Below are 24,015 nucleotides of genomic sequence, written 5' to 3' on the forward strand. Positions count from 1 at the left end.
ATGGCCGCTATCGCTTTCGCGCCGGGGACGACGCTCCCACAGGATTTGCGTCGAATGCCGATCTTGCCGGCACCTGCAGGTGAGAATATTGCCAGTCCGTAGCCTGGGTTGAGCGCAGCGATACCCGGGGCACTCTCTCCCGGGTGTCGCTGCGCTCGACCCGGGCTACGCCAGGCAGGTTTCGACGCGGCACTTCCCAGAAAGATCGCCATTCAGCGACAAACCGTAGCCTGGGTTGAGCGCAGCGATACCCAGGGCACACTCTCCCGGGTGTCGCTACGCTCGACCCGGGCTACGCCAGGCAGGTTTCGACGCGGCACTTCCCAGGGAGATCGCCATTCAGCGTCAGGCGCAGCGTCAGGCCGCCCGTTCGCGGGGGACGAGGGTGACCCAGAAGCGGGTACGCGCATGCACCTCCAGCGGCAGGCTGGCGGCGAGCAGGGCGAGGATCTGGTCGGTGTCGTCGAGGCGGAAACTGCCGGTGACGCGCAACGACTCGAGGGCTGGCGACCAGCGCAGGATGCCGGGCCGGTAGCGGTCGAGCTCACGCAGGAAATCGCCCAGGGCCTGGTCGTTGGCCACGATCACGCCTTCGCGCCAACCGGGCACCTGCGGGTCGAAGGTGCGACGGGACACGACGCCGCCCTCGCCCAGGCGCACGCGCTGGCCGGCCCGCAGCACGAGGGTGTCATGGCGTGTCGAGCGCAGGTCGGTGACCCCGGCGAAAACGGAAAACTCGCAGGCATCGCCGTCCTGGCGCACGCACAGCTGACCGCTGCCCAGCGTCGCCCGGCCCTGGGCCGTGTCGACGACGAAGGGCGCCGCCGCCGGATCGGCCAGACGCAGGGCGATTTCGCCACGCACCAGGCTCAGGCGCCGTTGCGCGGCGTCGAGGTTCACCGCCGACGCGGTATTGAGTTCCAGCACGCTGCCATCGGCCAGGCTCAGGCGACGTCGCTCACCGGTGCCGGTGGACAGATCCGCGCGCCAGGCCTCGATGGGCAACTCGCGGCTGGCGAACCAGGCGGCCGGGGCGATGGCGGCGATGCCCAGTACGCCCTTGAGCAGGCGCCGCCGCCCCTGGTCCGGACGATCCAGGCTGGCCATCGCCAGCTCGGCGGGCAGGCCGTCGAAACGCTGCCGCAGCGCCTGGGCCTTCTGCCAGGCATGTTCGTGGCTGGCGCTGCGCTCGCGCCAGCGCTGCAAGCCGGCGTGGTCGCGCTCGCTGGCCGTACCGGACTCGATGAGCGCCAGCCAGCGTGCCGCGGAACGGGCGACCCGCCGGGTCTCTTCGCTGGAGTCCCTGTTCAGCACAACTCCACCAGCAGGCAATGTTCGTAGGCCTGGACCATGTAGCGCTTGATGCTGCGCTCGGACACCTCGAGCCGCTCGGCGATTTCCCGATAGCCCAGGCCCTCGAGCTGGCTGAGCAGGAAAGCGCGGCGCACGACCCGGGGCAGGCCGTCGAGCAACTCATCCAGCGCCTGCAGGGTCTCGAGCACGAGCCAGCGCTGCTCGGGGGACGGCGCACAGGCCTCGGGCAACTGCGCCAGGGCCTCGAGGTAGGCCTGTTCGAGGCTGCGGCGCTTGTGGAAGTTGATCAGCAGGCGCTTGCCGATGGTCTTCAGGTAGGCACGCGGCTCCTGCAGTTCGGCGATCTGCTGCGAACTGCCGAGCACGCGGATGAAGGCGTCCTGGCTCAGATCGGCCGCATCCCAGCCATTGCCCATGCGCCGGCTCAGCCACTGCTCCAGCCAACCGCGGTGGTCCTGGTAGAGATCGTGGAAAGCCTGCTCACTCGATAGCGTCGAAACCATGCCGAGCACCTGCTGCGGAAACCCATAATGATATCGATTCTAATTAACAGATGAGCTAAGCGGTACCCCCACCGCTTTATCGGCCACCAATCCGCGTCGTCGTCGTCGACGCCGATCGGCGCGGCCGAGACAACCCGCCTCAGCCGAGGAACTCCTGCTCCTCCTCGGGAAGCTGGGGATCGACCCGCAGCCAGGGCAGCCGGCTCTGCACCCAGATATGCCGATCGGCGGCGGCCAGCTCGGGTCGATCGAGGGTGGCGACGGTCACATCCAATGTCTGTGGGCTGATCCGGGTGAACAGGGCCAGGTGGGCCCCACAGCGCGGGCAGAAATAGCGCGTGCAACTGGACGACGAGGCATAGCTGGCGGGCTCCCCGGCCAACCACTTGAAGCTGGCCAGCGGCACGCTGATCCAGGTCACCAGGATACCGCCGGTGCTGCGCCGGCAGATCGAACAATGGCAATGGGCGATATCCGCCAGTGGCGCCTGGAACTGGTAACGCAGCGCAGCGCACTGACAACCGCCACTGTGGATATCCGTCATACCTCCTCCTCTGCCGTGCAGGCCACCCGGCACATAGCCTACTCCGGCTTGCGCGATCGGTGAACGCTGGCCAAGATAGGCGCCCACCACCACCGGGGATACCCGTGACCGACCTGCTCCTGGCCCTCTGGCCGCTGTTCGCCCTGATCGTTGGCGGCTACTGGCTGCGCCGCCAGGGCTTTCCCAATAGCGATTTCTGGCCCGGCGCCGAACGCCTCAACTACTTCATCCTGTTCCCGGCCCTGCTGTTCAACAGCCTGGCCAGCGCGCCGCTGGACAACCCGCAACTGCCGCGCCTGGCCCTGGCTGTGCTGCTCGGCCTGGGTATCGCCTGGCTGGCATTGTTGCTCGTGCGCCGTCTGCGTGGTTGGCCGGCGGCGCGTTTCGGCGCCTTCAGCCAGGGCATTCTGCGCTTCAATACCTACCTGGGCCTGGCCGCGGTCGGCAGCCTGTTCGGCCAGCAGGGCCTGACCCTGGCCGCGTTGATGCTGGCGCTGATGGTGCCGGCGGTGAACGTGCTGTCGGTCTGGTCGCTGACCGCCGAACGCGGTGTCAGCGCCCGCGGCCTGCTGCTGCCGATCATCCGCAACCCGCTGATCCTGGCCTGCCTCGCCGGCGCCCTGGTCAACCTCGGTGGCCTGGGTTTGCCGGGGGGCAGCGACCGCCTGTTGAGCCTGCTCGCCGCCGCCAGCCTGCCACTGGGTCTGCTGTGCGTCGGCGCGGCGCTGAAACCGGAACAGCTGGGCGGCGAAGTTCCAGCCCTGGCCTGGAACAGCCTGCTGCGCCTGCTGCTGATGCCGCTGCTGGCCTTCGCTGTCGCTTATGCACTGCAGTTGCCAGCGATGGAGAGCACGGTGCTGGTGCTGTTCTTCGCCCTGCCCACGGCGCCGACGTCTTATGTGCTCACTCGCCAATTGGGTGGCGATGGAAATCTGATGGCCGGCATCATCACCCTGCAGCATCTGCTGGCCGCCGCTTCGCTGGTAGGGATGCTCTATCTACTGGAGCGCGCGCTCTAGAACCTGTCCATGATCTTTCATGGTATTTAGGCAGCAAAAAGGCGATAGCGGCCGTAGGATGGGTGAAACCCATCGGCAATTGATGGGTTTCACCCATCCTACAGGCTGCCTCGCTTCTAGCTTGAAGCTTGTGGCTTGCAGCTCAATGGCCGCTTGCGCCTTGTAGCAACCCACGCATGTCGTTCATCCCTGAGCGTCTCAGGGCCTCCTACGACCGCGCTGGAGCCCGCGTCCGGCACGGGTTTCAAAGCCGGCGCCGGTTCTCCGCGTCACCTCATGGCTCGAACGATTACCTCCATTTGGCGAAAGCTGGCTGAAAGCTTGGTGCTCTAGCATCCGCCCATTGACCGACGAAGACCGGTCGCCGAGTCGTAGCCCATTCCTGGCCTGCGGCTGTCATCGACAAGAACAAAACAGGTGATTGCCATGTTCCGCACCCGCTTCCCACGCCTGCTCCGCCCCCTCCGTTCGTCTCGTCGCTAACGCCGATCGCCTTTTCGCACCGTAGCCGAATCACGTCCGGAGCATCTCCATGCTGACTTTCCTTGGCTTTGCCATGGTTTCGACTTTCATGTTCCTGATCATGAGCAAACGCCTGTCGGCGCTCATCGCTCTGATCATCATCCCGATCATTTTCGCCCTGATCGGTGGCTTCGCCACCCAGATCGGCCCGATGATGCTCGAAGGCATCAGCAAGCTCGCGCCGACCGGCGTGATGCTGATGTTCGCCATCCTCTATTTCGCCATCATGATCGACTCGGGTCTGTTCGATCCGCCCGTGCGACTGATCCTCAAGCTGGTCAAGGGTGACCCGCTGAAGGTCGCTGTCGGCACCGTGGCGCTGGCGCTGATCGTCTCCCTCGACGGTGACGGTTCGACCACCTACATGATCTGCGTCGGCGCCATGTTGCCGCTTTACAGCCGCCTGAAGATGAGCCCGACCCTCATGGCCGGCCTGATCATCATGGCCGGCGGCATCATGAACCTGACCCCGTGGGGCGGCCCGACCGCTCGCGCTGCCAGCGCCCTGCACGTCGATCCGTCGGATGTGTTCGTGCCGATGATTCCGTCCATGGTGCTCGGCGCGCTCGTGCTGTTCGGCGTCGCCTATCTTTACGGCCTGCGTGAGCGCAAGCGTCTGGGCGTTCTGCAACTGCCGGACGATCGGACTGGCCAGGAAGACATCAGCGTCTCGCAGTTCCCCGAGGCCCGTCGCCCCAAGCTGATCCTGATCAACGCCGCCCTCACCGTGATCCTGATGACCACGCTGATCGCCGGCCTGCTGCCGATGCCGGTGCTGTTCATGATCGCCTTCAGTATCGCCATGATCATCAACTACCCCTGCCTGCAACAGCAGAAGGATCGCATCGCCGCTCACGCGGGCAACGTGCTGGCGGTCGTCGGCCTGATCTTCGCGGCGGGCATCTTCACCGGCATTCTGAGCGGCACCGGCATGGTCGACGCCATGTCCAAGAGCCTGCTGGCGGTCATCCCTGAGACCTTCGGCCCGTACCTGGCAGTGATCACCGCGCTGGTGAGCCTGCCGTTCACCTTCTTCATGTCCAACGATGCCTTCTACTACGGCATCCTGCCGGTCCTCAACGAAGCCGCTTCCAACTACGGCATCAGCCCGGTGGAAATGGCTCGCGCCTCGATCATCGGCCAGCCCGTGCACCTGCTCAGCCCGCTGGTACCTTCGACCTACCTGCTGATCGGCCTGGCGAAGATCGAGTTCGGCGACCTGCAACGCTTCACCCTGAAGTGGGCGGCACTGCTGTGCATGACCATCCTGGTCGTGGCGCTGGTACTGGGTGTATTTCCGCTATTCGGTAGCTGATCCGTACACATTTTGACGAAATCTTCACACGACTGGCGCTAGGATTCGGCACCCTGGCCGCGTTCTCGCGCCAGTCGTCCAATTACTCGCAAGGAACCTCTTAATGGAATGGCTGACCAACCCGGAAATCTGGGTTGCCTTCTTGACCCTGACTGCCCTGGAAATCGTCCTGGGCATCGACAACATCATCATGATCGCCATTCTGGTCGGGCGCATGCCGCCCCACCTGCAAGCCCGCACGCGCTTCTTCGGCCTGGCCCTGGCCATGGTCACGCGCATCCTGCTGCTGCTCTCGATCACCTGGATCATGCGCCTGACCAACGACCTGTTCCATATCTTCGACCAGGGCATTTCCGGGCGTGACCTGATCCTGTTCTTCGGTGGCCTGTTCCTGCTGTGGAAGAGCAGCAGCGAGATCTACCACGGCCTGGAAGGCGAAGAGGAAAGCGCCGACGAACCCAAGGGCGCGGCCAAGCACTTCATCGGCACCATCATCCAGATCGCCATCATCGACATCGTGTTCTCCCTGGACTCGGTGATCACCGCCGTCGGCATGGTCTCCCACGTGCCGGTGATGGTCGCCGCGATCATCGTCGCCGTCCTGGTGATGATGCTCTGCGCCGGCGCCATCAGCGACTTCATCGACAAGCACCCGAGCCTGAAGATGCTGGCCCTGTCGTTCCTCATCGTGGTCGGTACCGTACTGATCGCCGAAAGCTTCGAAGTCCACGTGCCGAAAGGCTACGTCTACTTCGCCATGGCCTTCTCCCTGGGCGTGGAAGCGCTGAACATCCGCATGCGCACCGCGCGGCGCAAGAAGCAGGGCGAAGCGGAAACCGCGCCGGTCAAACTGCGCAAGGGCATGCCCGGGCAGTAAGCACGGGTCGACGCCAAACGAGAACGGGGCCTGCGATGGCCCCGTTTTTCGTTCAGCGAGCCACCGAGCCATGGCCCGGCGACAACGCATTCACTCCAGGGTGAACCACTGCACCTCGACGCGGCGGTTCTGTTCGCTGTCCTGGCTGACCGGCTCTTCCCAGCCACGGCCGACCAGCTCGATGCGGTCCTGCTCGATGCCGGGGTGACGCTTGAGCAGCGCGGCCTTCACCGCCTGGGCGCGCTGGCGCGACAGCTCCATGGACTTCAGCGCCATGCGCTGCACCAGCGCCGGGCCGCCCTGGCGCTCGAACTCCGGCACCATGGCGTTATCCACATGGCCGCGCAGCAGCACCACCGACCCGGGGCTGACCTGGAGGAACTTGCGGATGGTGTCCAGGTAGCCCTGGTTTTCCGTGGCGTCGTTGTCCAGCTCGGCGGAGTTCGGCTCGAAGAAGAAGCGGATGTCCTTGCTCAGCAGGGCATCGCCTTCCAGCGCCACCTTGCCGCTGGTGCGGATCGGCGCGATGGATACCGTCTGGCCCTTGAACAGGCCTTCGGCCTGCAGGTCCTTGAGGTATTGCAGGTCGGCGAAACGCTCCGGGTCGGCCGGGTTGCGGATCACCGCGCCGTAGGCCAGCACCGACGACTGGAAGATGCCCTGGAAGGAGCCCGCCGAGTCGATGCTGCCGTCGAAGAACGCCAGGTTCTCCGGCAGGTTGCTCAGGTGCACCTTGCTCAGTTCCTCGAGGGTTTCCTGCTCGCTCCAGCCAAAGGCCTTGGCCACCACGGGGGCGTGTGCCCGCGGTTCTTCGCGCAGCTGGCGGTTGCCTTCGAGCAGGCCATGCACCAGGCCTTTGACCACCTCGGGATGGGTCTGGGCGAAGCCCTTGTTGAACACCAGGATGTCGGCGACCACCAGCAGGTTGCGGTTGGACACCAGCATCTTCGCCGCCCCGGCGGAATCCCTGACCACCTGATCGGTGCGTGGCGACCAGCCGACGCAGCCGTTCAGGCGCTTGTCGCCGCCCAGTTCGGCGGCGTAGGCATCGCAGCCCTGGAAGGCATCTTCATAGAACACCAGGCCCAGCTCGTTCGGCGCCGGGCGGCTGTCCAGGTCGCGCAGCACCTTGACCGGCACGCCGGCCTCGGAGGCCAGGTAGCGGATGAAGAACTCGCTTTCGTTGAACTGGGTGCCGGCCAGCACCTTGCCCTTGAGCTGGTTGATGCTGGCGATGCTGCTGTCGACCACCACCTGGTCGGCACCGCGGGAGAAGCCGATCTGTGCCGGCACCGTGACCTCGAACTGTCGGCCGAGCACGGCCAGCACATCGGTGGTGGTGGCCACCGCGGCCAGTTGTCCGGCGTTCAGCGCCGACCATTCCTCGCTCTCGCCGGTGCTCAGGCGCAGCTGGAAGCCGTACTGCTTGGCGAACAGCGAATCCGGATTGGGGGCAAGGCCGCCGTTGGCCAGGATCAGGCCGCCGTAGCCGGCGTACTCGCTGATGTCCACGTCGATGATGTTGTTCTTCATCTCGTAGGGCGCGGCGGACTGCAGCGTCGGCGTCCCGACCACCGGCTCGCTCGGCTGCGGCACGCCGCTGCCGGTGATCGTCGCCAGCGGGTTGCCGCCGCCCGGCAGCGAATCCTTCGTCAGCAGCCAGCCGCCCAGGCCGATCAGGCCGAGCACCAGCACGGCGGTCAGCAGCTTGCCGGCGACGCTACCGCGCTGCCGCCCTGCCCAGAGTGTCGAATGCATCACATGTCTCCCTGTGGTCGGCGGACCGACGCCCGCCCAATAGTGTCAGGCCGAATCGGCCGTGGCCGTTCGCTTGCCCTGCCCCTGCAGCACGTAGCGCGGCAGGCTGTGTTGTTCGTTGACTTCGAGCACGCCGATCAGGTCGCGCTGGCTGTTGAGCCAGGAGCTGGCCTCGGTGAAGGACGAGGTCAGCGCGTTGAGGGCGATGCCGATCTGCTCTTCGTCGGTGGCCAGCAGGGCCTGCTCGCGGATCAGGGCGACCTGCTGGTCGATGCGCTGCAGCTCGGCGTCGACGTGTTCCTTGCGCCGCAGGCCCTCGACGTGGGCGGCCTGGCGCGCGTCGATCACCTGTTTCTGCTGCTCGAGGCTGCGCCGCAGGTCGGCGCCGAGGTCGCTGGCGCCCAGGCGCCGGTCGATCTGGTCTTCCTGGCGCTGCAGCTCGGCGCTCTCGCGGGAGGCGGTGTCGACCACCACGGTCAGCGCCTGGCCGGCCACCAGCAGGCGCAGGTGCAACCACACCAGTTGCTCCAGGCTGGAGGCATGGGAAGCCATCAGCGGCGAGCGCGACAGCAGTTGCAGCACTTCGCGGGCACGGCCCTCGATGCGCTGCTGGCGCTGCCGCTGGCCATCGTCGAGCTGGCCGAGCATGTTCTCGTAGCGGGCGCCGCTGCTGTCGGCCGGCAGCCGACGCGCATCGACCCCACGACGAAAGCGTGCATTGCCCGAGAGCAGCGCCAGGTAGCCCAGCTCCAGGCCGGCGCCCAGCGCCCAGAAACCCGGGTTGAGCAGCGCGCCGAGCATGCCGAACGCCGCCAGGCCGAACCAGTTCAGCGGCACCGGCATGCCCAGCGCCCTGGCGTTGAACGCGGCCCAGACGTAACCGAGCGCCTTCATGGCGCCTCCTGGCCGAGGCTGCGCAGGCTTTCCGGGACGAAGGCGATGTCGGTGGCTTCACGGATGGCGATGGCCATCTGCAAGCGCAGCACCTGCTCCGAGACCGGCGGCTGATAGCCCTGCAGGCAGGCCTGCAGGGCGGCGATGGGCGCCATGGCCGCCGTCCGGACCTGCCGATAGACCTTCACCGCCAGGGCCTCGGCCGCGCCGGGGGTGAGCAGCACCGGCAGCGCCAGGGCTTGCAGCGCTTCGCGCTCCAGCTCGAGGTCGAAGCGCCCGAGCATGGCCCCGAGCAGGCCGGCGCTTTCCGCGACCGTGGTGGTCGGCAGCAGCGGAATCTTGACGTCGACGCGACCGGGCCGCTTGAGGTCGACCTCGATCAGGTCCGGGCGTGAGGAGGCGAGCATCCAGATGACCTTGCCGCGGTTGTCGGCGGCGCCCATCTCCTGGGCGATCATCGAATAGATGCGCCCGGACAGGCCGCTGTCGCCGCTGCCGCCATCGCGCTTGCCGAGGGTCTGGTCGGCTTCGTCGATGAACACGATGCAGCGCCCCAGGCCGCGGATCAGGCGGAAGATCTTCTCCAGGTTGCCCTCGCTGGAGCCGACCCAGCGGTCGCGGAAGTTCTTCAGCTTGACCACCGGCACGCCGGCCTCGCCGGCCAGGCATTCGACCAGGTAGGTCTTGCCGGTGCCGACCGGGCCGCACACGATGTAGCCCTTGGGCAGCGCACGCAGGTCGGCGGCCTGCCACAAGAGCATGTCCTGGCGCAGCCAGGTCTTCAGCGCGTCCTGGCCGTGGTAGTCGTCCAGGGTGCGCGCGGATTCGATGAATTCGACCAGCCCGGCGGCGTCGGCCTCGACCAGTTCCTTCTTGGCCTCGACCCAGTCGCGGGCGCCGAGCAGCCTGCCCTGGTGGGCGCGGCGCCGCACCAGGCTGGTCAGGGCGCTGAGGCTGACGCCGGCCAGGGCCTGCGCGGCCCCGCCCTCGTCGTCGGCGAACGCCGCCGGATGCTCGACGCGCAGTTGCGCCAGGCACCGTTCCAGGCTGGCCGCATCGGGCAGCGGAACCTGGATGCGGTCGATGCGCGGGTTGTTGGCCACCAGAGGGTGCAGGTCGTTGAGGTTGTCGGCGATCAGCAGGCTGGCAAAGGCCATGTCGCTGAACGGCGGCTCGGCGGCCCAGTCGCGCACCAGGCTGGCCAGGCTCGCGGTGGCGAAATCGCCCTGCAGGCTGGCCGGCAGGAACAGGTCGGCGCCGCGCAGGATCACCGCCACGTGTTCGTCGTCACCCCGGCCGAGGGCACGCAGGTTGGCGCGGTAGCGCAGGTAGCGGCTGATCAGTTCCACCGCTTCCTGGGGGCCGCGCGGCCAGGGCTGCACCTTTTCCGCCGCCGGCCACTGGGCGAAACGCTCGCTGCCGCGCAACAGGCTCAGGCCATTGCCCGGATCGAAGAGGAACACGATGTGGAAGGTGCCGAGCAGACGCGCTTCCAGGTAGCGGGTCAGGCTGACCAGACGGCCGTCGAGCGGAAAGCGGTCGGCGACGTTGCCATACAGCACGAACTGGCCGTGGGCGCCGCTTTCGTAGGCCAGGCGCAACTCATCGAGCCAGGCGGCCTCGCCGGGCTGGGAGCGATGCTCGGCCATGGCTTACTGGTTTTCCGACTGCGGGGCGCTGCCACCCATGCTGCGGGTGGTGGCCGGCGCGTCGCTGGCCGACGCCTGGTCCGGCAGGGCGATACCTTCCTTGGCGGCGAACTCGGCCAGGGCCAGGTCGGCCAGGGCGTCCATTTCCGCTTCCTTGAGGTTGATCTCGCTCATGTCCATCGAATCGCGGGCCACACGGGCACGACCGGCGGCCTTGGTGCGCTCTTCCTCGACCATCTCGTGCAGGCGATTGAGGGTATCGCCCGAACCGCCGATGCTGCTCACCATGCCGGCGGCCATTTCGTTCATCTCGGCCATGGCGCTCTTCATGCGCATGTCGTTGAGCGCGCCCTTGAGCGACTCGATCTTGGCGCGGGCGGCGGCCACCGCCACTTCGCGGGCCTTGGTCAGGTTCTGGTAGGTCTCTTCGGCCTGGGCCAGCTGGCGGCGATTCTCTTCCAGCTCGCGGGCCAGGGTCTGCAGGCGCAGGGCGTTCTGCGCGGCGGCCGACTTGTTGCCGGCACGCAGGTGGGCGGTGGTCCGCGCATGCAGTTCACGCTCCTCGGCTTCCTGCTTGCGCACCTGGCTCATCAGGCGCTCGGCGAGGCCGGCGTGGGCGGCCAGGCCCTGGTTGAAGTTGGCGATCTGCTTGCGCAGGTTCTCCTGCTCCAGCTCCAGCAGCGCTTCAGGGTTCTTGCGTTCGAGGTCTTTGACGAACAGACCGAACATGCCTTTGAAGATATTGGCCAGACGAGAAAACATGACGACTCCTTCCTATGGGTACGCTCCATGTCACCGGCGCCAACGCCGACAGAGCCTCGGCATTTTTCGCGAGCGCGCCGACAGATGCAACCTCGATACGCGATAGTGCGAAGCAAACCGCTTAAAAGCAGCCGTAAACTACAAGCCGCAAGCTTCAGGCGACAAGCCAGAAGCAAAAGCCCGCTGGAGGAATCGGGCCACGCAGGTGCAACCCTCGGCCGAGCGGTTGCGCAAAGGCGCGAGCGGCCGGGGATGCGGTTGCAGGAAGGGCCGGGCCCCTCCCACAGCTCGTAGGATGGGTGAAACCCATCAATATGCCGATGGGTTTCACCCATCCTACGTCCGCTCCCGCCTTATGGTTGCCAGCCCCCATCACGATTGCCCCGCTCGCCGTATCAGGCACATCTACCGCCCAGGCCGACACATGACCGTTGTCGCGCCCCTAGAACAGATCGAGCTGGCCGGGTGGGGCGACATCGGGCGTCGCCGGAATGGGTGCTGGTTCCGATGCCAGGCGTTCGGCCAGCCCGGCGGCGCGCTGGGCGCGGGTGTCGACGGCGTCGCTCAGGCGCGCCGGCAGGCCCCAGATCTCGACCCGCTGCCTGGCCCGGGTGATGCCGGTGTAGAACAGGCTGCGGGTCAGCAGCGGGCTGGGTTGCTCGGGCAGCACCAGCAGCACCTCGCTGAACTCCGAGCCCTGGCTCTTGTGCACGGTCATGGCGAAGGCGCTGTCGTGGCTGGGCAGGCGCGCCGGGGCGAAGGGACGAAAGCCCTGGACGTCGGCATCGGCGCTTTCGAAGAACACCCGCAGGCCGTGTTCGCTGGGCAGGCAGATGCCGATATCGCCGTTGAACAGGCCCAGGGCGTAATCGTTCTGGCGCACCATCACCGCCCGCCCGACGTACCAGCGCTCGCGGCTGGCCAGGCGCTGCTCGCGCTTGATGCGCGCTTCCAGCGCCTCGTTGAGCCCGGCAACGCCCCAGGCGCCTTCACGCTGGGCGGTGAGCACGCGAAAGTCGTTGAACGCGGCGAAGGCGGCGGCCGGATCGCCGCTACGGGCCGCCGCCAGGTAGGGCGCGTAGCCCTGCTGCAGACGCTCGTGCAGGGCCTGGGAAGCGGGCGCCTCGAACCAGGCCAGATCCTCGCGGCCCTCGCGCAGCAGGCGCAGGGTGCCAGCGGCATCGCCGCCGTTGATGCGCCGCGCCAGCTCACCGATGCCACTGTCGCCGGCGAAGCGGTGGCTATGGGTCAGCAGCACGGCGGCGTCGCCCAGGGCCGAGGTCGGCGCCCGCACCGGCACCTGCTGGCCGGTGATGCGCTGCAGGTCGGCGGCGGCCCGGGCGTCGAAGCCACGGCCCTCGCAGAGCTCGGCGAACACCGCGCCGGCCTCCACCGCCGCCAGTTGATCCTTGTCGCCGAGCAGAATCAGCCGTGCCGAGGGCGGCAGGGCATCGACCAGCTTGGCCATCAGCGCCAGGTCGACCATCGAGGCTTCGTCGACCACCAGCACGTCCAGGGCCAGGGGATTGCCGGCATGGTGGCGCACCTGCGGGCTGTCGCCACGGCTGCCGAGCAGGCGATGCAGGGTGCTCGCCTCTTCCGGCAGGGCATCGCGGATGGCCGCCGCCACCGGCAGGCCGGCCTTGGCGTTGCGGATCGCCTCGGCCATCCGCGCGGCGGCCTTGCCGGTGGGCGCGGCCAGGCCGATGGCCAGGCGTTGCCCGGGGTTCTGCTCCAGCAGGGCGGCCAGCAGGCGCACCACGGTGGTGGTCTTGCCGGTACCGGGGCCGCCGGAAATCACCGCCAGCTTGCGCCGCACCGCCTGGGCCGCGGCCAGCCGCTGCCAGTCCGGTTGCTGCTGGTTGAAGGCGAACAGCCGCGCCAGGCTCTCGCTCAGGCGCGCCTCGTCCACCGCCGGCAGATCGCGGGTACGGCCGAGCAGTTGTTCGGCCAGTTGCCGCTCATAGGCGTGATAGCGGGCCAGGTACAGCCGCTGGCCGTCGAGGATCAGCGGCGCGAAGACGCCCTCGCCGCCCACCAGCGGACTGTTCCGCAGGCGGCTCAACCAGTCGTCCAGGCCCGGCAGGCTGTAGGGGCTGTCCGCCCAGGGCCGCTGCCCGGCCAGCCGCGCCAGCGGCAGGCACACATCGCCGTTCTCCAGGGCGGCGCAGAGCAACGCCGCCGAGACCAGCACCAGCGGGTCGGCGTCGCCGTCCAGGCGTTTCAGGCTGTCGGCCAGGGCCCGTTCCAGCGGGCCCAGGGGCAGGTCGGCCAAGGTCATGCTGTGCTCTCCCCTGGCAGACGCCGGGAACAGGCCAAGGCGTGGGCGTTGGATGGGTGCGACCCATCGGGCGGTCGATGGGTTGCACCCATCCTACAACGCGCCATCGCCTGCCCCCCCGAACAGTTCGTCCAGCGCATCCAGCAGGCTGTCGGCGGGACGGGCGAAATACACCCCGGCGTCGGGCATGCCGCGCAGGAACAGGTAGTAGGCGCCACCCAGCTGGCTGCCGTCGAAATCGCTCAGGCGCTGGCGCAGGAAACGCCGCAGCGCCACCAGGTAGATCAGGTACTGCAGGTAGTAGTGTTCGCCGGCGAGGGCCTGCAGCAGGCGCTCGTCGCGGTAGTAGCCGGCATCCGGGCCGAGCCAGTTGGATTTGTAGTCGGCGATGTACCAGCGCCCCTGGTGCTCGAAGGTCAGGTCGATGAAGCCCTTGAGGAAGCCCTTGAGGTTGTCGAACTCCAGGCGCGCCGCCGCCTCGCGCATCGGCGCGGCGAGGCCATGGGCGGGATCGGCGAGTATGCCGCGCAGGCGCTGCACGTCGAGTCCGGCCACCGGGAAGGTGAAGCCCAGTTCCGGCAGCCGGCGCGCCGCGCTCAGGCTGGCCAGGGTCAGGCCCTGGCCGTCCAGGTCGGCGTGCAGCACCTGCTCCAGTTGCGCCAGCGCCAGGTCGCGCCATTCGCTGCCGATGCCATGGCCGGTCAGGGCCGGCTCGACCAGTTCGGCCAGCGGCGCCTTGTCCCGCGCCCAGTCCTCGAGGATCGCGTGCAGGCAGGTACCGGCGCGGGCGCCGCGGGGGAAGGCGAAGAAGCCGGTGCCCGGCTCGCTGGCATCGGGCATGACCAGGCTGTCGCGATCCGGCGCCTCCTGGTGCAGGCCCGCGGCCAGCCCGGAAAAGCTGCCGATGCGCCAGGCGCTGTACAGCGCGCGCTCCAGCCGGGACAGCTGCCGCGGAGCCGGCGCGCGCTGTTCGCCAGCGGCGCTGGCCTCGTCCTCGCGCAGCGCCTGCAGCACGATATTGCCCTGGCTGCGCGCCGCCAGCGCCTCGACCTCGGCGCGCAGGCCGGCCGGGTCGAGCTGTTGCAGGTGCGCGGCGAGTTCCGCCAGGGCGTCCTCCCCCGGCAATTGCTCGCGGCCGTGCAGCAGCCAGGCCAGCGCGCTGCTGTGCAGGCCGCTTTCGCCCAGGCTGCCGTCCTTGCGCGGCTTGCAGTCCACCGGCCCCCAGTGCAGCCACAGGCGGTCGCGGGCGCGGGTCAGGGCCACGTAGGTCAGGCGCAAGCGCTCGGCGAAACGCTCGTGGCGGGCGCGCTCGCGGTGCAGGTCGAAGCGCTCACCGCCGAGGTCGAGCAAGGGCGTGCCGTCATCGGCATGGCAGGTGATGTCTTCCTGCTGGCGCAGCAGCGAGCCGTCCCACAGGTAGGGACAGAACACCAGCGGGTATTCCAGGCCCTTGGCGGTATGGATGGTGACGATCTGCACCCGCTCGGCATCGCTTTCCAGGCGCAGCAGCGCGTCTTCGCCATGGCTCTCGGCGCCGCGCTGGGCATCGAACCAGGTCAGCAGTTGCTCGAGCCCCGGACGCAGCAGGCTCTCGCTCTGCAGCAGTTCGGCCAGGTGCAGCAGGTTGGTCAGGCGCCGCTCGCCATCGATCAGCGCCAGCAGGCGCGGCGCCACCTGTTGTTCGTCCAGCCAGGCGCGGAAGGCGCGCATGAAACCGCGCTGTTGCCACAGCTGGTGGTAACGCTCGGCCGCCTCCCGCTCTTCGTCCCAGGCCCGGGCGTCGTCCTGGCAGGCGGCCAGCACCGCCGCGCTGCGCCCCAGCAGACGGCTGGCCAGGGCATGGCGCAAGGCGCCTTCGCGACCGGGTTCGGCGTAGGCGGCGAGCACGGCAGCGAGCTCGGCAGCCTCCTCGCTGTGCCAGACGTTTTCCTTGCCGCGGCGCACGCTGGGCACGCCACGGGCGGCCAGCTCGGCGGCCACCTCGGCGGCCTGGCGGTGGCTGGCCACCAGCACGGCGATATCGCCGCCCTTGAGCGGGGTGCGCGTGCCCTGGGCGTCGAAATAGGCCAGGCCCCGGGCGCTGGCGGCGAGCAGCGCGGCGATGCGCCGGGCGCTGTCGCGGGCGGCCAGGACACCGGCCGCGCCCTTGCCCAGGTGCTCGTCGGCCAGCCACACCAGGGCCAGCGGCGCCTCCACCTCGCCGGCCTGGGGCGGCAGCACCAGTTGCCCGCGCGGGCGTGGGCTGGCCGCCACCGGCGGATAGTCGAGGCCGCGCTCGGCGAAGGGCCTGGGCCGCTCGAACAACTGGTTGAGGGCGGCGATCAGCTCGGCGCTGGAACGATGGTTGACGGCCAGGCTGTACTGTCGCGCCGCTTCGGCGCGCGCGCTCATGTAGGTGGCCAGGTCGGCGCCACGGAAGGCATAGATGGCCTGCTTGGGATCGCCGACGAAACACAGGTCGCCGCCCTCCTGGTAGATGCGCCGGAACACCTGGTACTGCACCGGATCGGTGTCCTGGAACTCGTCGATCAGGGCCACCGGGTATTGCTCGCGCAGGCGGCTCGCCAGGTGCTCGCCGCCTTCGGCGTACAGCGCCTGGCGCAGACTGTTGAGCAGGTCGTCGAAGGCCAGCAGGCGCTGCGCGGCCTTGCGCTGCGGCAACTGCGCATCGAGCTGGCCGATCAGGCGTACCTGCAGGTCGACCAGGCGTTGCTCGGCCTCGGGCAGCGATGCGTCGAGGGCCTCGCACAGCGCCTGCAGCTCATCGGCCAGGGCGCTTGGCGGCACCTGGCGATCCTTCTTGCAGGCCTTGGCCAGGCCCTCGCGCGCCAGCCGCCGGGGCGCCTCGGTCTTGCCGAACAGGCCGGCGATATCGCTGAAGTAGCTGTCCAGTTCGATGCGCCACAGCGCCAGCTTGGCCGGGTCGCACATGTTGCTCTTGAAGCCGTCGAAGGCCCGCAGCGCCTCGACCCAGGCCGCGCCGTCGGCCTGCCAGCGCTCGCGGGCCCGCCGCCAGGCACCGCGCAGCGCATCGAGCCCGGCAGGCGCGGCCGGCTGCGGCTCGATGCGCAGGTAGGGCTTGCCCAGGTGGTTGCGCAGGCGCTGGCGCAGGCTCTGCGGGGTGACCTTGCGCTGCACCAGGAAGGCCGCCCACTCCGGTTCGGCCGTGGCCAGTTCGTGGCGCCAGAGGTCGGCGAGCAAGGCGTCGATCAGCTCGCGGTCGTCGTGGGTCAGCTCGTTGTCGAAGTCGCCGCCGGCTTCGAAGGCGGCATCCTGCAGGGCGCGCTGGCAGAAGCCGTGAATGGTGAAGATCGCCGCTTCGTCGAAGCCGTGCACGGCCAGCAGCAGACGCCGGTGGCTGGCCGCGTCCGGGTACTGGGCGTGCAGGCGGTTGAGCAGCTCGTCGCTGCCCGGCCCGTGCTCGTAGACCGCCAGCAGCTCGGCCAGCCGGCGGCGGATGCGCTCGCGCAGCTCGGCCGTGGCGGCCGTGGTGAAGGTGACCACCAGGATGTGCGCCACCGACAGGCGCTTTTCCAGCAGCAGGCGGGCGTAGAGTGCGGTCAGCGTCCAGGTCTTGCCGGTACCGGCACTGGCCTCGATCAGCGAGCGACCGCTGAAGCTGTCCCGCAGCAGATCCAGGGGCGCGTCGTTCATGCGTCCTCCTCGGCGCTGCCCTGCAGGGCGTCCAGCGCCGGGCCATAGAGCTGCTCGGCCAGCGCCTCGAAGCGCGCGTCCAGCGGATCGCGGTCGCGAAAGGCCAGGGCGTTCCACGGGTCCTGCCCCTCGCCGCTCATGAAGTCGTTGCCCTGCCACATCACCCGCGCCTCGGCGCGGGCGGCGTCGATGGGCGCCTTGCGCCCGGGGTGGCGCCATTTCCTGGCGAAGCCATAGCTGCACCTGGCCAGCACCGGCAGCGGCTCGCAGAGCGCGCTGCGGTAGGCCTCCAGCCAGGGCTGCAGCAGCGCCCGGGGGTCGTCCAGCGGGCCCAGGCGCCACTCGCTCTTCGGTGACAGCAGGCGGCTGTCGCGGTGGATGCCCGGGGTGGCGCAGCAGTTGAGCAGCAGGTGACGCAGCCAGAACGGCGCCAGTTCCCAGGCGCCCAGGTCGCGCAGGCGGTAGTCGAACAGCCCGGCGCCGCTGACGCCATCCAGCCAGCCATGGATGCGCACGCCGGCCAGCTCGATGTCCACGGCCAGTGGCTGCGCGACATCCCCGGGGCGCTCGGCGAACAGGGTCGGGGCGAAGGCCCGGATCGGCCCGCGGATCTGCCCCCAGTGCGCCTGCCCCAGCTCGCCCACCGGCAGCCAGCCGGAAGCGGCGGCCACGGCGCGCTCCTGGGTCTCGCTCCAGCCCTGCTCGATGGCTTGCAGGGCGAGCTGGCGCAGCCCGTGCTGGCTGCTCCACTCGACGCTGAAGGGTTCGTCGCCGGCCAGGGCCTCTTCGCCCTGGGCCAGGCGCAGACCGAGGCGCTGCTCGAGGAGGAAACGCGCCGGGTGCTTGAAACAGTGGATCAACTGCCCCGGCTCCAGGGTCAGCCAGTCGTCGTCCGGCGCCGCCAGCGGGCTGGCGAACGGCGCCGGCTGGGCGAAGGGTTGGCTGAGACGCTCGGCGGCCTGGAACCAGGAGACCGAGAAGCCGGCCCGCTGGGCGCCGGCGAAGTTGCCGGGGGCGAAGGGCTGCAGGGGGTGCTGCACGGTGATGCGCTGGCTCGCCGTGGCACCCTCCTCGTCGCCCTCGGTACGGGCGGTGAGGTCGATGACGTCGAGCAGTTCGCTGACCAGCACCGAGGGCGGCAGCTCGGCGTTGCTGCGCGGGTCGCGGCCGACGTAGCTCAGGTACAGGCCGCTGCGCGCCGAGAGCAGGGTCTCCAGCAGCAGGTAGCGGTCGTCCAGGCGCCGCGCCCGGTCGCCGCGCCGCGGGTGCTGGCCGATCAGGTCGAAACCGGCCACCGGGGTGCGTCGCGGCAATGCGCCGTCATCCAGGCCGAGCAGGCACACCTGGCGGAACGGCAGGCTGCGCATCGGCACCATGGTGCAGAAGGTCACCGCGCCGGTGAGAAAGCCCGAGGCGCCGCCGCCCTGCTCCAGTGCCGAGGTCAGTTGCTGGCGGATCAGCGCCAGTTCCAGGGGCCGTTCGATGCCCGCCGCCTGGGCCTGCTCCTGCAGCGCGGCGCAGGCCCGCGACAGCAGCAACAGGGTGTCGCCGGCCTCGCGCTCGTCGAACAGGTTGTCGATCAGCGCCAGCAGGGTGCCGGACCAGGCCGCCAGGCTGCGCGGGCGCTGCAGTTGCTGGGCCAGGGTCGCCAGCCGTTCGACGAAGGCCGACAGCCGGCCGAGCAGTTGCGCCCGTCCGCCTTCCAGGGCATCCAGCGGCCAGATCGACTCCAGCAGCGGTGGCCTGGCGCCGGCCAGTTGCGGCGGCGCGGCGAACCCCAGCAGCAGGCGGTCGAGGCCCTGGCGCCAGGTGAACGCGGCATCGGCGGGCAGCTCCAGCTGGCGCCGGTGTTCGGCGTCGCGGCCCCAGCGCACGCCGGCCTCGCGCAGCCAGTCGCGCAGCAGCGGCAGGTCTTCGGCTTCGATGCCGGCGCGCCGGGCAAGCGCCGGCTGTTCCAGCCAGGCGAGCACGTCTTCGCCGGTGAAACGGCTGTCCGGCAGGGCGAGCAGGCCGAGAAAGGCGTCGATCAGCGGCAGTTCGGCACGCAGGCTGCGATCGGCCAGGCTGAAGGGAATGAGTGGGACGGCCATCCGTGGGACGGCCGTCCGCGGCCCGACCCGCGAAGCGGCGAACACCGCCTCGATATAGGGGGCATAACGCTCGATGTCCGGGGTCAGCACCACCACCTGGTCGGGGCTCAGGCTCGGGTCGGCCTGGAAGCGGGCGAGCAACTGGTCGTGGAGGATTTCCACCTCGCGCAGCGGCGAATGGGCAATGTGCAGCTCCAGGGAGCGGTCGTCCGGGCGCAGCACCAGGCGCTCGTCGGCGTGCCGGGTGCGCAGGCGCAGGATATCGTTCTGCAGGGCCTGCAGCAGGCTGCCGTCGCGCAGCTCGGCATCCTCGGCATACAGGCCGAACTCCTGGCCGCCCTCTTCGGCGGTCAGGGCGAACAGGGCGTCGAAGAAATCCCGGCCCTGCTTGCCCAGGCTGGCGAGCAGCGGGTGGCCGACGTCCAGGTACCAGTCGTCCGGCGCGGGCTCGCCCGCGGCGTCCTCGGCGGGGCGCAGGCCGTCGCGGGCCAGCTCGCGAATGTCGCGGATCTCGCCCCAGGCCTCGCGGCAGGGGTTGAGGGCGAAGATCACCACCTCGGTGTGCCGGGCCAGCCCCTGCAAGACCCGCAGGTGGTGCGGCGGCAGGCTGCTGATGCCGAACACCAGCAGGCGCTCGGGCAGGCCGTCGATGGCGTCGTCCCGATACAGCCGCTGCAGCAGGTCTTCGAGCAGGCGCGCGCGGTGCGGGTGGCCGTCCCGGGTCAGTTCGCGCCAGAGCAGCGCCTGCCAGGCTTCGTCCGGCCCCAGGCCGAGCAGGGTCTGGTTTTCCCAGGCGGCCAGCCAGTCGTCGCGATAGAGCAGGTACTGGTCGAACACGTCGGCGATCTTCGCCGCCAGGCCCAGGCGCCGGCGCTCGTCGCCGCCGGCCAGGTAATGGGCCAGGCGCGGCGCCTCGGCCAGGTGCTCGGGCTCGCACAGCCAGTCGTACAGGCGCCAGCTCAGGGTCGCCGGGGAAAAGGCCGACTGCTCGGGCAACTGGCCCAGCACCAGGCGCGACAAATCCCATACGAACTTAGCCGGCAGTTGTACCTCCAACTGCATGGCGATGCCCTGTTTGCGCGCCAGCTCCAGCGTCAGCCAGCGGCCGATACCCTGGCTCGGCACCACCACCCGCAGCGGATCGAAAGGCTCACGCAGCGGCTGCGCCAGCAGCGTGGTCGCCAGCTCGCCGAGGGTTTCCAGATCGGGAGCGTGATAGAGGCTCAGCATCGGCGCATGGGTATCCGTTGGGTCGGCTTGGCACGAACAGGGCGCTAGATTAACAGCTCGCGCCCCGGGGTTGGCGCCGCGACGACAGCTAAATCGACGGTGTGTCCGCCAGACCGCCCGGCGCGGCCTGCGCGCGAACCCCGTCATCGGCAGTATCCCGGGTAAACGGGATCGAACCTGCGTATCAGGGAGATGCGTGATGTTGACCCTGCTCAACCTGCTTTCCGCCATTGCCCTGCTGATCTGGGGCACGCACATCGTGCGCACCGGCATCCTGCGCGTCTATGGCTCGCAGTTGCGCCGCGTGCTCAGCCACAACGTCGGCAAGCGGCCCCTGGCCTTCGCCGCCGGTATCGCCGTGACCGCGCTGGTGCAGAGCAGCAACGCCACCGCCCTGCTGGTCACCTCCTTCGTCGGCCAGGGCCTGATGGCGCTGACCCCGGCCCTGGCGATCATGCTCGGCGCCGACGTCGGCACGGCGCTGATGGCCAGGGTGCTGACCTTCGACCTGAGCTGGCTGTCGCCGCTGCTGATCTTCCTCGGCGTGGTGTTCTTCCTCTCGCGCAAGCAGACCCGCGCCGGCCAGCTCGGCCGCGTGGCCATCGGCCTGGGCCTGATGATCCTGGCGCTGCAACTGATCGTCGCCGCCGCCACGCCGATCACCGAGGCCAAGGGCATCCACGTGCTGTTCGCCTCGCTCACCGGCGACCTGCTGCTCGACGCCGTGGTCGGCGCGCTGTTCGCCCTGGTGTCCTATTCCAGCCTGGCCGCGGTGCTGCTCACCGCGACCCTCACCGGCTCCGGGGTGATCGGCCTGCCGGTGGCCATCGGCCTGGTCATTGGCGCCAATATCGGCAGCGGCGTGCTGGCCTTTCTCAACGCCAGCATGCAGAGCCAGGCCGGGCGCCGGGTGGCCCTGGGCAGCCTGCTGTACAAGCTGATCGGCCTGCTGCTGGTGATCCCCCTGCTCGACCCGCTGGTGCACTGGCTGGACAGCCTCGAATGGCATCCGGCGGAGCTGGTGATCGGCTTCCACCTGCTCTACAACACCCTGCGCTGCCTGGCGATGCTGCCGACCCTCGGCCCGATGGCGCGCTTCTGCAACTGGCTGCTGCCGGATCGCCCCGACCTCAACGCCGTGGCCCGCCCGCGCCATCTGGACCCCACCGCGCTGTCGACACCGAGCCTGGCCCTGGCCAACGCGGTGCGCGAAACCCTGCGCATCGGCGACCTGGTGGACAGCATGCTCGCCCACCTGCTCGACAGCCTGCGCGGCGCCCAGCCCATCCTGGGCAAGGATCTGCGCAAGCTCGATGACGACATCGACGCGCTCTACAACGCCGTCAAGCTGTACCTGGCCCAGGTGCAGCGCGAGGAACTGAGCGAGCAGGACAGCCGGCGCTGGGCCGAGATCATCGAATTCTCGGTGAACCTGGAACGCGCCGGCGACATCATCGAGCGCATGCTCGGCAAGGTGCAGGACGAGAAGACCGCCCAGCGCCATGCCTTCTCCGACAGCGGCCTGGAGGAACTCACGGCTCTGCACGAACGGCTGCTGGGCAACCTGCGCCTGGGCCTGGCGGTGTTCTTTTCCGGCGACACCCAGGGCGCCCGCCAGTTGCTGCGCGAGAAACGCCGCTTCCGCATCCAGGAGCGGCGCCTGGCCCACGCCCATGTCGAGCGTCTGCGCAACCAGGTGGTCAAGAGCCTGGAAACCAGTTCGCTGCACCTGGAGCTGATCGACGACATGAAACGCCTCAACTCGCTGTTCTGCAGCAGCGCCTACGCGGTGCTCGGTAACCATGAAACCGGCGCCCTGCTCGCCGAAGAAGGTGGCGAGTAGTGCGTGTCCGTCCCCACGCCCTGGGCCTGCTGCTGGGTATGCTGCTGTGTACGGCGCTGCAGGCCGCCGACCGCCTGCAGGTGGAAGGCTATTCGCTGGACAACGGCCTGCAGCTGATCCTCAAGCCCACCCGCGAGCGTGGCCATGTATCGATCCGCCTGGTGGTGGGGGTCGGCTTCGACCAGTTCGACTGCCGCCACAAGGAACTGCCGCACCTGCTCGAACACCTGGTATTCAGCGGTATCGACGACGGCGGCGAAGCCGGGCTGGAGCAACGCATGCAGGCCCTGGGCGGGGAATGGAACGCCTATACCCGCGACAGCGACACCACCTTCGTCCTCGAGGTGCCGGCGGCCAACCAGCGCAAGGCGCTCGATCTGCTGCTCGCCGCGCTGTTCAATACCGAACTGACGCAGGCGCGCATCGACGCCGCCAAACGCGTGATCCGCCACGAGAACGGCGAGCAGCCGGCCGCCTGGCAACGCCTGCTCGGCAGCCCGGCCGGAAGCGACGCCGCCCTGCGGCAACTGGCCGGCGAGCTGGGCCTGGCCTGCACCGGTCAAGACGCCCTCGAGCACCTCGACCGGGAGGCGCTGGAGAAGCTGCGCGAGGACTGGTACGTGGCCAACAACATGAGCCTGGTCCTGGTCGGCGACCTGGACCGGCGTCTGCCCGCCTACCTCGAACGGCGCTTCGGCGAACTGCCGCCCGGGCCCATGCCCGAGCTGCGCGACCTGCCGGACAGCACGCAGGACGCCAAGGCCGAGCGCACGCTATTCAACGGCCTGGCGGGCGAAACCGCGGAGGTGCACCTGATCTTCGTCGAACCCTGGGTCGGCGAACTCGACCATGCCACCTGGGAGCTGCTGCGGGCCTACCTGGACTGGGCGATCTACCGTGACCTGCGCCTCGAGCACGGCCTGACCTACAGCCCCGAGATCGACCGCAGCGCCTACGCCAGCGCCAGCTTCTTCAGCCTCGGTGCCAAGGTGGCGCGGGGCGACATCGACGAAACCGTCCGCCGCCTGCACGACCTGCTGCACGAGCTCGCCCGCGCTGGCCTCGACGGCGACACCGTCGAGCGCCTGCGCGGGGTTGCCCTGGCACGCCAGAACTGGATGGCCCAGGGAAACAGCGCCCTGGCCGACAGCTACTGGAACGCGCTGGGCAGCTACGAGGAAGGCCGCTTCGCCGATCCGGCCAGGGATCTGCGCCAGGTCGACACCGCCCAACTGGACGCCGCCCTGCGCCTGCTGCTGCAACAGCCCAGCTACCTGCGCGTGGAAAAACCGCTGCTCGGCTACAACGGCCTGTACGGAAGCGGCGCCGCGCTGCTGCTGGCTGGGTTGCTGATCCCCTGGGTCGTCTATCGCCTGCTGCGGCGCGCCGCTGGAACGATGAAGGGGAAACCAGAGCGGTAGCCTGGTGTTGAGCGCAGCGATATCCAGGGCAGGCTCCCGGGTGTCGCTGCGCTCGACCCGGGCTACGTTGGGGATCGGAGTGCATAGCCGACGCGCTGTTCATCCACCATCAACCCAGCCAGCGGATGACCGCTGCCGGAACGATGAAGGGGCAGCCAGAGCGGTAGCCTGGTGTTGAGCGCAGCGATATCCAGGGCAGGCTCCCGGGTGTCGCTGCGCTCGACCCGGGCTACGTTGGGGATCGGAGTGCATAGCCGACGCGCTGTTCATCCACCATCAACCCAGCCAGCGGATGACCGCTGCCGGAACGATGAAGGGGCAGCCAGAGCGGTAGCCTGG

Annotated in this window: 15 protein-coding genes; 5 read left to right on the forward strand and 10 right to left on the reverse strand. The window is 68.9% G+C overall.

The window, feature by feature from the left end; all coding sequences use genetic code 11:
• Positions 1 to 357: 357 nt before the first annotated feature.
• From DNK34_RS19050 to DNK34_RS19060, 3 genes are all read right to left on the reverse strand, one after another.
• Complete coding sequence (locus tag DNK34_RS19050) at positions 358 to 1,314, reverse strand: FecR domain-containing protein (protein WP_131177805.1); 957 nt, start codon at positions 1,312 to 1,314, stop codon at positions 358 to 360.
• Positions 1,308 to 1,817: a sigma-70 family RNA polymerase sigma factor gene (locus DNK34_RS19055; protein ID WP_131177806.1), complete on the reverse strand. Its 510-nt coding sequence runs from the start codon at positions 1,815 to 1,817 to the stop codon at positions 1,308 to 1,310. The genes DNK34_RS19050 and DNK34_RS19055 overlap by 7 nt, the downstream gene beginning before the upstream one ends.
• A 139-nt stretch (positions 1,818 to 1,956) precedes the next feature.
• Positions 1,957 to 2,361 carry a GFA family protein gene (locus DNK34_RS19060; RefSeq protein ID WP_131177807.1) on the reverse strand — a complete coding sequence of 135 codons (405 nt, stop codon included), beginning with the start codon at positions 2,359 to 2,361 and terminating at the stop codon, positions 1,957 to 1,959.
• Between the two features lie 59 nt (positions 2,362 to 2,420).
• Between DNK34_RS19060 and DNK34_RS19065 the strand changes: the two genes are divergently transcribed.
• The 3 genes from DNK34_RS19065 (at position 2,421) to DNK34_RS19075 (ending at position 6,094) form a co-directional block, all read left to right on the forward strand.
• Complete coding sequence (locus DNK34_RS19065; RefSeq protein WP_207401634.1) at positions 2,421 to 3,380, forward strand: AEC family transporter; 960 nt, start codon at positions 2,421 to 2,423, stop codon at positions 3,378 to 3,380.
• A gap of 532 nt (positions 3,381 to 3,912) precedes the next feature.
• Positions 3,913 to 5,217 (forward strand): CitMHS family transporter, encoded by a 1,305-nt coding sequence (locus DNK34_RS19070; protein ID WP_131177809.1) that lies wholly within the window; start codon positions 3,913 to 3,915, stop codon positions 5,215 to 5,217.
• Between the two features lie 103 nt (positions 5,218 to 5,320).
• A complete protein-coding gene (locus DNK34_RS19075) occupies positions 5,321 to 6,094 on the forward strand; it encodes a TerC family protein (protein ID WP_131177810.1) in 774 nt (257 codons plus the stop codon).
• 90 nt (positions 6,095 to 6,184) lie between these two features.
• Here DNK34_RS19075 and DNK34_RS19080 read toward each other — a convergent pair whose 3' ends face one another.
• From DNK34_RS19080 to recC, 7 genes are all read right to left on the reverse strand, one after another.
• The gene (locus DNK34_RS19080) at positions 6,185 to 7,852 is read right to left on the reverse strand and encodes a phosphate ABC transporter substrate-binding/OmpA family protein (RefSeq protein WP_131177811.1); all 1,668 of its coding nucleotides are present in this window, start codon (positions 7,850 to 7,852) and stop codon (positions 6,185 to 6,187) included.
• A gap of 45 nt (positions 7,853 to 7,897) precedes the next feature.
• Positions 7,898 to 8,746, reverse strand: coding sequence for a hypothetical protein (locus DNK34_RS19085; protein WP_131177812.1), 849 nt, complete (start codon positions 8,744 to 8,746; stop codon positions 7,898 to 7,900).
• Positions 8,743 to 10,395, reverse strand: a complete 1,653-nt coding sequence (locus tag DNK34_RS19090) for an AAA family ATPase (protein WP_131177813.1) — start codon at positions 10,393 to 10,395, stop codon at positions 8,743 to 8,745. The genes DNK34_RS19085 and DNK34_RS19090 overlap by 4 nt, the downstream gene beginning before the upstream one ends.
• 3 nt (positions 10,396 to 10,398) lie before the next feature.
• Positions 10,399 to 11,157, reverse strand: a complete 759-nt coding sequence (locus DNK34_RS19095; protein WP_131177814.1) for a PspA/IM30 family protein — start codon at positions 11,155 to 11,157, stop codon at positions 10,399 to 10,401.
• 442 nt (positions 11,158 to 11,599) lie between these two features.
• Positions 11,600 to 13,438 (reverse strand): exodeoxyribonuclease V subunit alpha, encoded by a 1,839-nt coding sequence (gene recD / locus DNK34_RS19100; protein WP_131177815.1) that lies wholly within the window; start codon positions 13,436 to 13,438, stop codon positions 11,600 to 11,602.
• A 93-nt stretch (positions 13,439 to 13,531) separates the two neighbouring features.
• Positions 13,532 to 17,092, reverse strand: a complete 3,561-nt coding sequence (recB, locus tag DNK34_RS19105; RefSeq protein ID WP_131177816.1) for an exodeoxyribonuclease V subunit beta — start codon at positions 17,090 to 17,092, stop codon at positions 13,532 to 13,534.
• Positions 17,089 to 20,412, reverse strand: coding sequence for an exodeoxyribonuclease V subunit gamma (gene recC, locus DNK34_RS19110; RefSeq protein ID WP_131177817.1), 3,324 nt, complete (start codon positions 20,410 to 20,412; stop codon positions 17,089 to 17,091). Before recC ends, recB begins: the two co-directional genes overlap by 4 nt.
• A 199-nt stretch (positions 20,413 to 20,611) precedes the next feature.
• Between recC and DNK34_RS19115 the strand changes: the two genes are divergently transcribed.
• The gene (locus DNK34_RS19115; RefSeq protein WP_131177818.1) at positions 20,612 to 22,255 is read left to right on the forward strand and encodes a Na/Pi cotransporter family protein; all 1,644 of its coding nucleotides are present in this window, start codon (positions 20,612 to 20,614) and stop codon (positions 22,253 to 22,255) included.
• Between the two features lie 38 nt (positions 22,256 to 22,293).
• Entirely contained in the window at positions 22,294 to 23,676 is a 1,383-nt protein-coding gene (locus DNK34_RS19120; protein WP_131177819.1) for a M16 family metallopeptidase, read from the forward strand.
• The last annotated feature ends 339 nt before the right edge of the window (positions 23,677 to 24,015 follow it).

The sequence above is a fragment of the Phytopseudomonas dryadis genome (genome assembly GCF_004327355.1).
GTDB classification, from domain to species: Bacteria; Pseudomonadota; Gammaproteobacteria; order Pseudomonadales; family Pseudomonadaceae; genus Aquipseudomonas; species Aquipseudomonas dryadis.

What these genes read in the sequence shown, in the direction of transcription:
- DNK34_RS19055 (WP_131177806.1), bottom strand. Translation starts at nt 1,817, where the DNA reads ATGGTTTCGACGCTATCGAGTGAGCAGGCTTTCCACGATCTCTACCAG.
- DNK34_RS19060 (WP_131177807.1), bottom strand. Translation starts at nt 2,361, where the DNA reads ATGACGGATATCCACAGTGGCGGTTGTCAGTGCGCTGCGCTGCGTTAC.
- DNK34_RS19070 (WP_131177809.1), top strand. Translation starts at nt 3,913, where the DNA reads ATGCTGACTTTCCTTGGCTTTGCCATGGTTTCGACTTTCATGTTCCTG.
- DNK34_RS19075 (WP_131177810.1), top strand. Translation starts at nt 5,321, where the DNA reads ATGGAATGGCTGACCAACCCGGAAATCTGGGTTGCCTTCTTGACCCTG.
- DNK34_RS19080 (WP_131177811.1), bottom strand. Translation starts at nt 7,852, where the DNA reads ATGCATTCGACACTCTGGGCAGGGCGGCAGCGCGGTAGCGTCGCCGGC.
- DNK34_RS19085 (WP_131177812.1), bottom strand. Translation starts at nt 8,746, where the DNA reads ATGAAGGCGCTCGGTTACGTCTGGGCCGCGTTCAACGCCAGGGCGCTG.
- DNK34_RS19090 (WP_131177813.1), bottom strand. Translation starts at nt 10,395, where the DNA reads ATGGCCGAGCATCGCTCCCAGCCCGGCGAGGCCGCCTGGCTCGATGAG.
- DNK34_RS19095 (WP_131177814.1), bottom strand. Translation starts at nt 11,157, where the DNA reads ATGTTTTCTCGTCTGGCCAATATCTTCAAAGGCATGTTCGGTCTGTTC.
- recD (WP_131177815.1), bottom strand. Translation starts at nt 13,438, where the DNA reads ATGACCTTGGCCGACCTGCCCCTGGGCCCGCTGGAACGGGCCCTGGCC.
- recB (WP_131177816.1), bottom strand. Translation starts at nt 17,092, where the DNA reads ATGAACGACGCGCCCCTGGATCTGCTGCGGGACAGCTTCAGCGGTCGC.
- recC (WP_131177817.1), bottom strand. Translation starts at nt 20,412, where the DNA reads ATGCTGAGCCTCTATCACGCTCCCGATCTGGAAACCCTCGGCGAGCTG.
- DNK34_RS19115 (WP_131177818.1), top strand. Translation starts at nt 20,612, where the DNA reads ATGTTGACCCTGCTCAACCTGCTTTCCGCCATTGCCCTGCTGATCTGG.
- DNK34_RS19120 (WP_131177819.1), top strand. Translation starts at nt 22,294, where the DNA reads ATGCTGCTGTGTACGGCGCTGCAGGCCGCCGACCGCCTGCAGGTGGAA.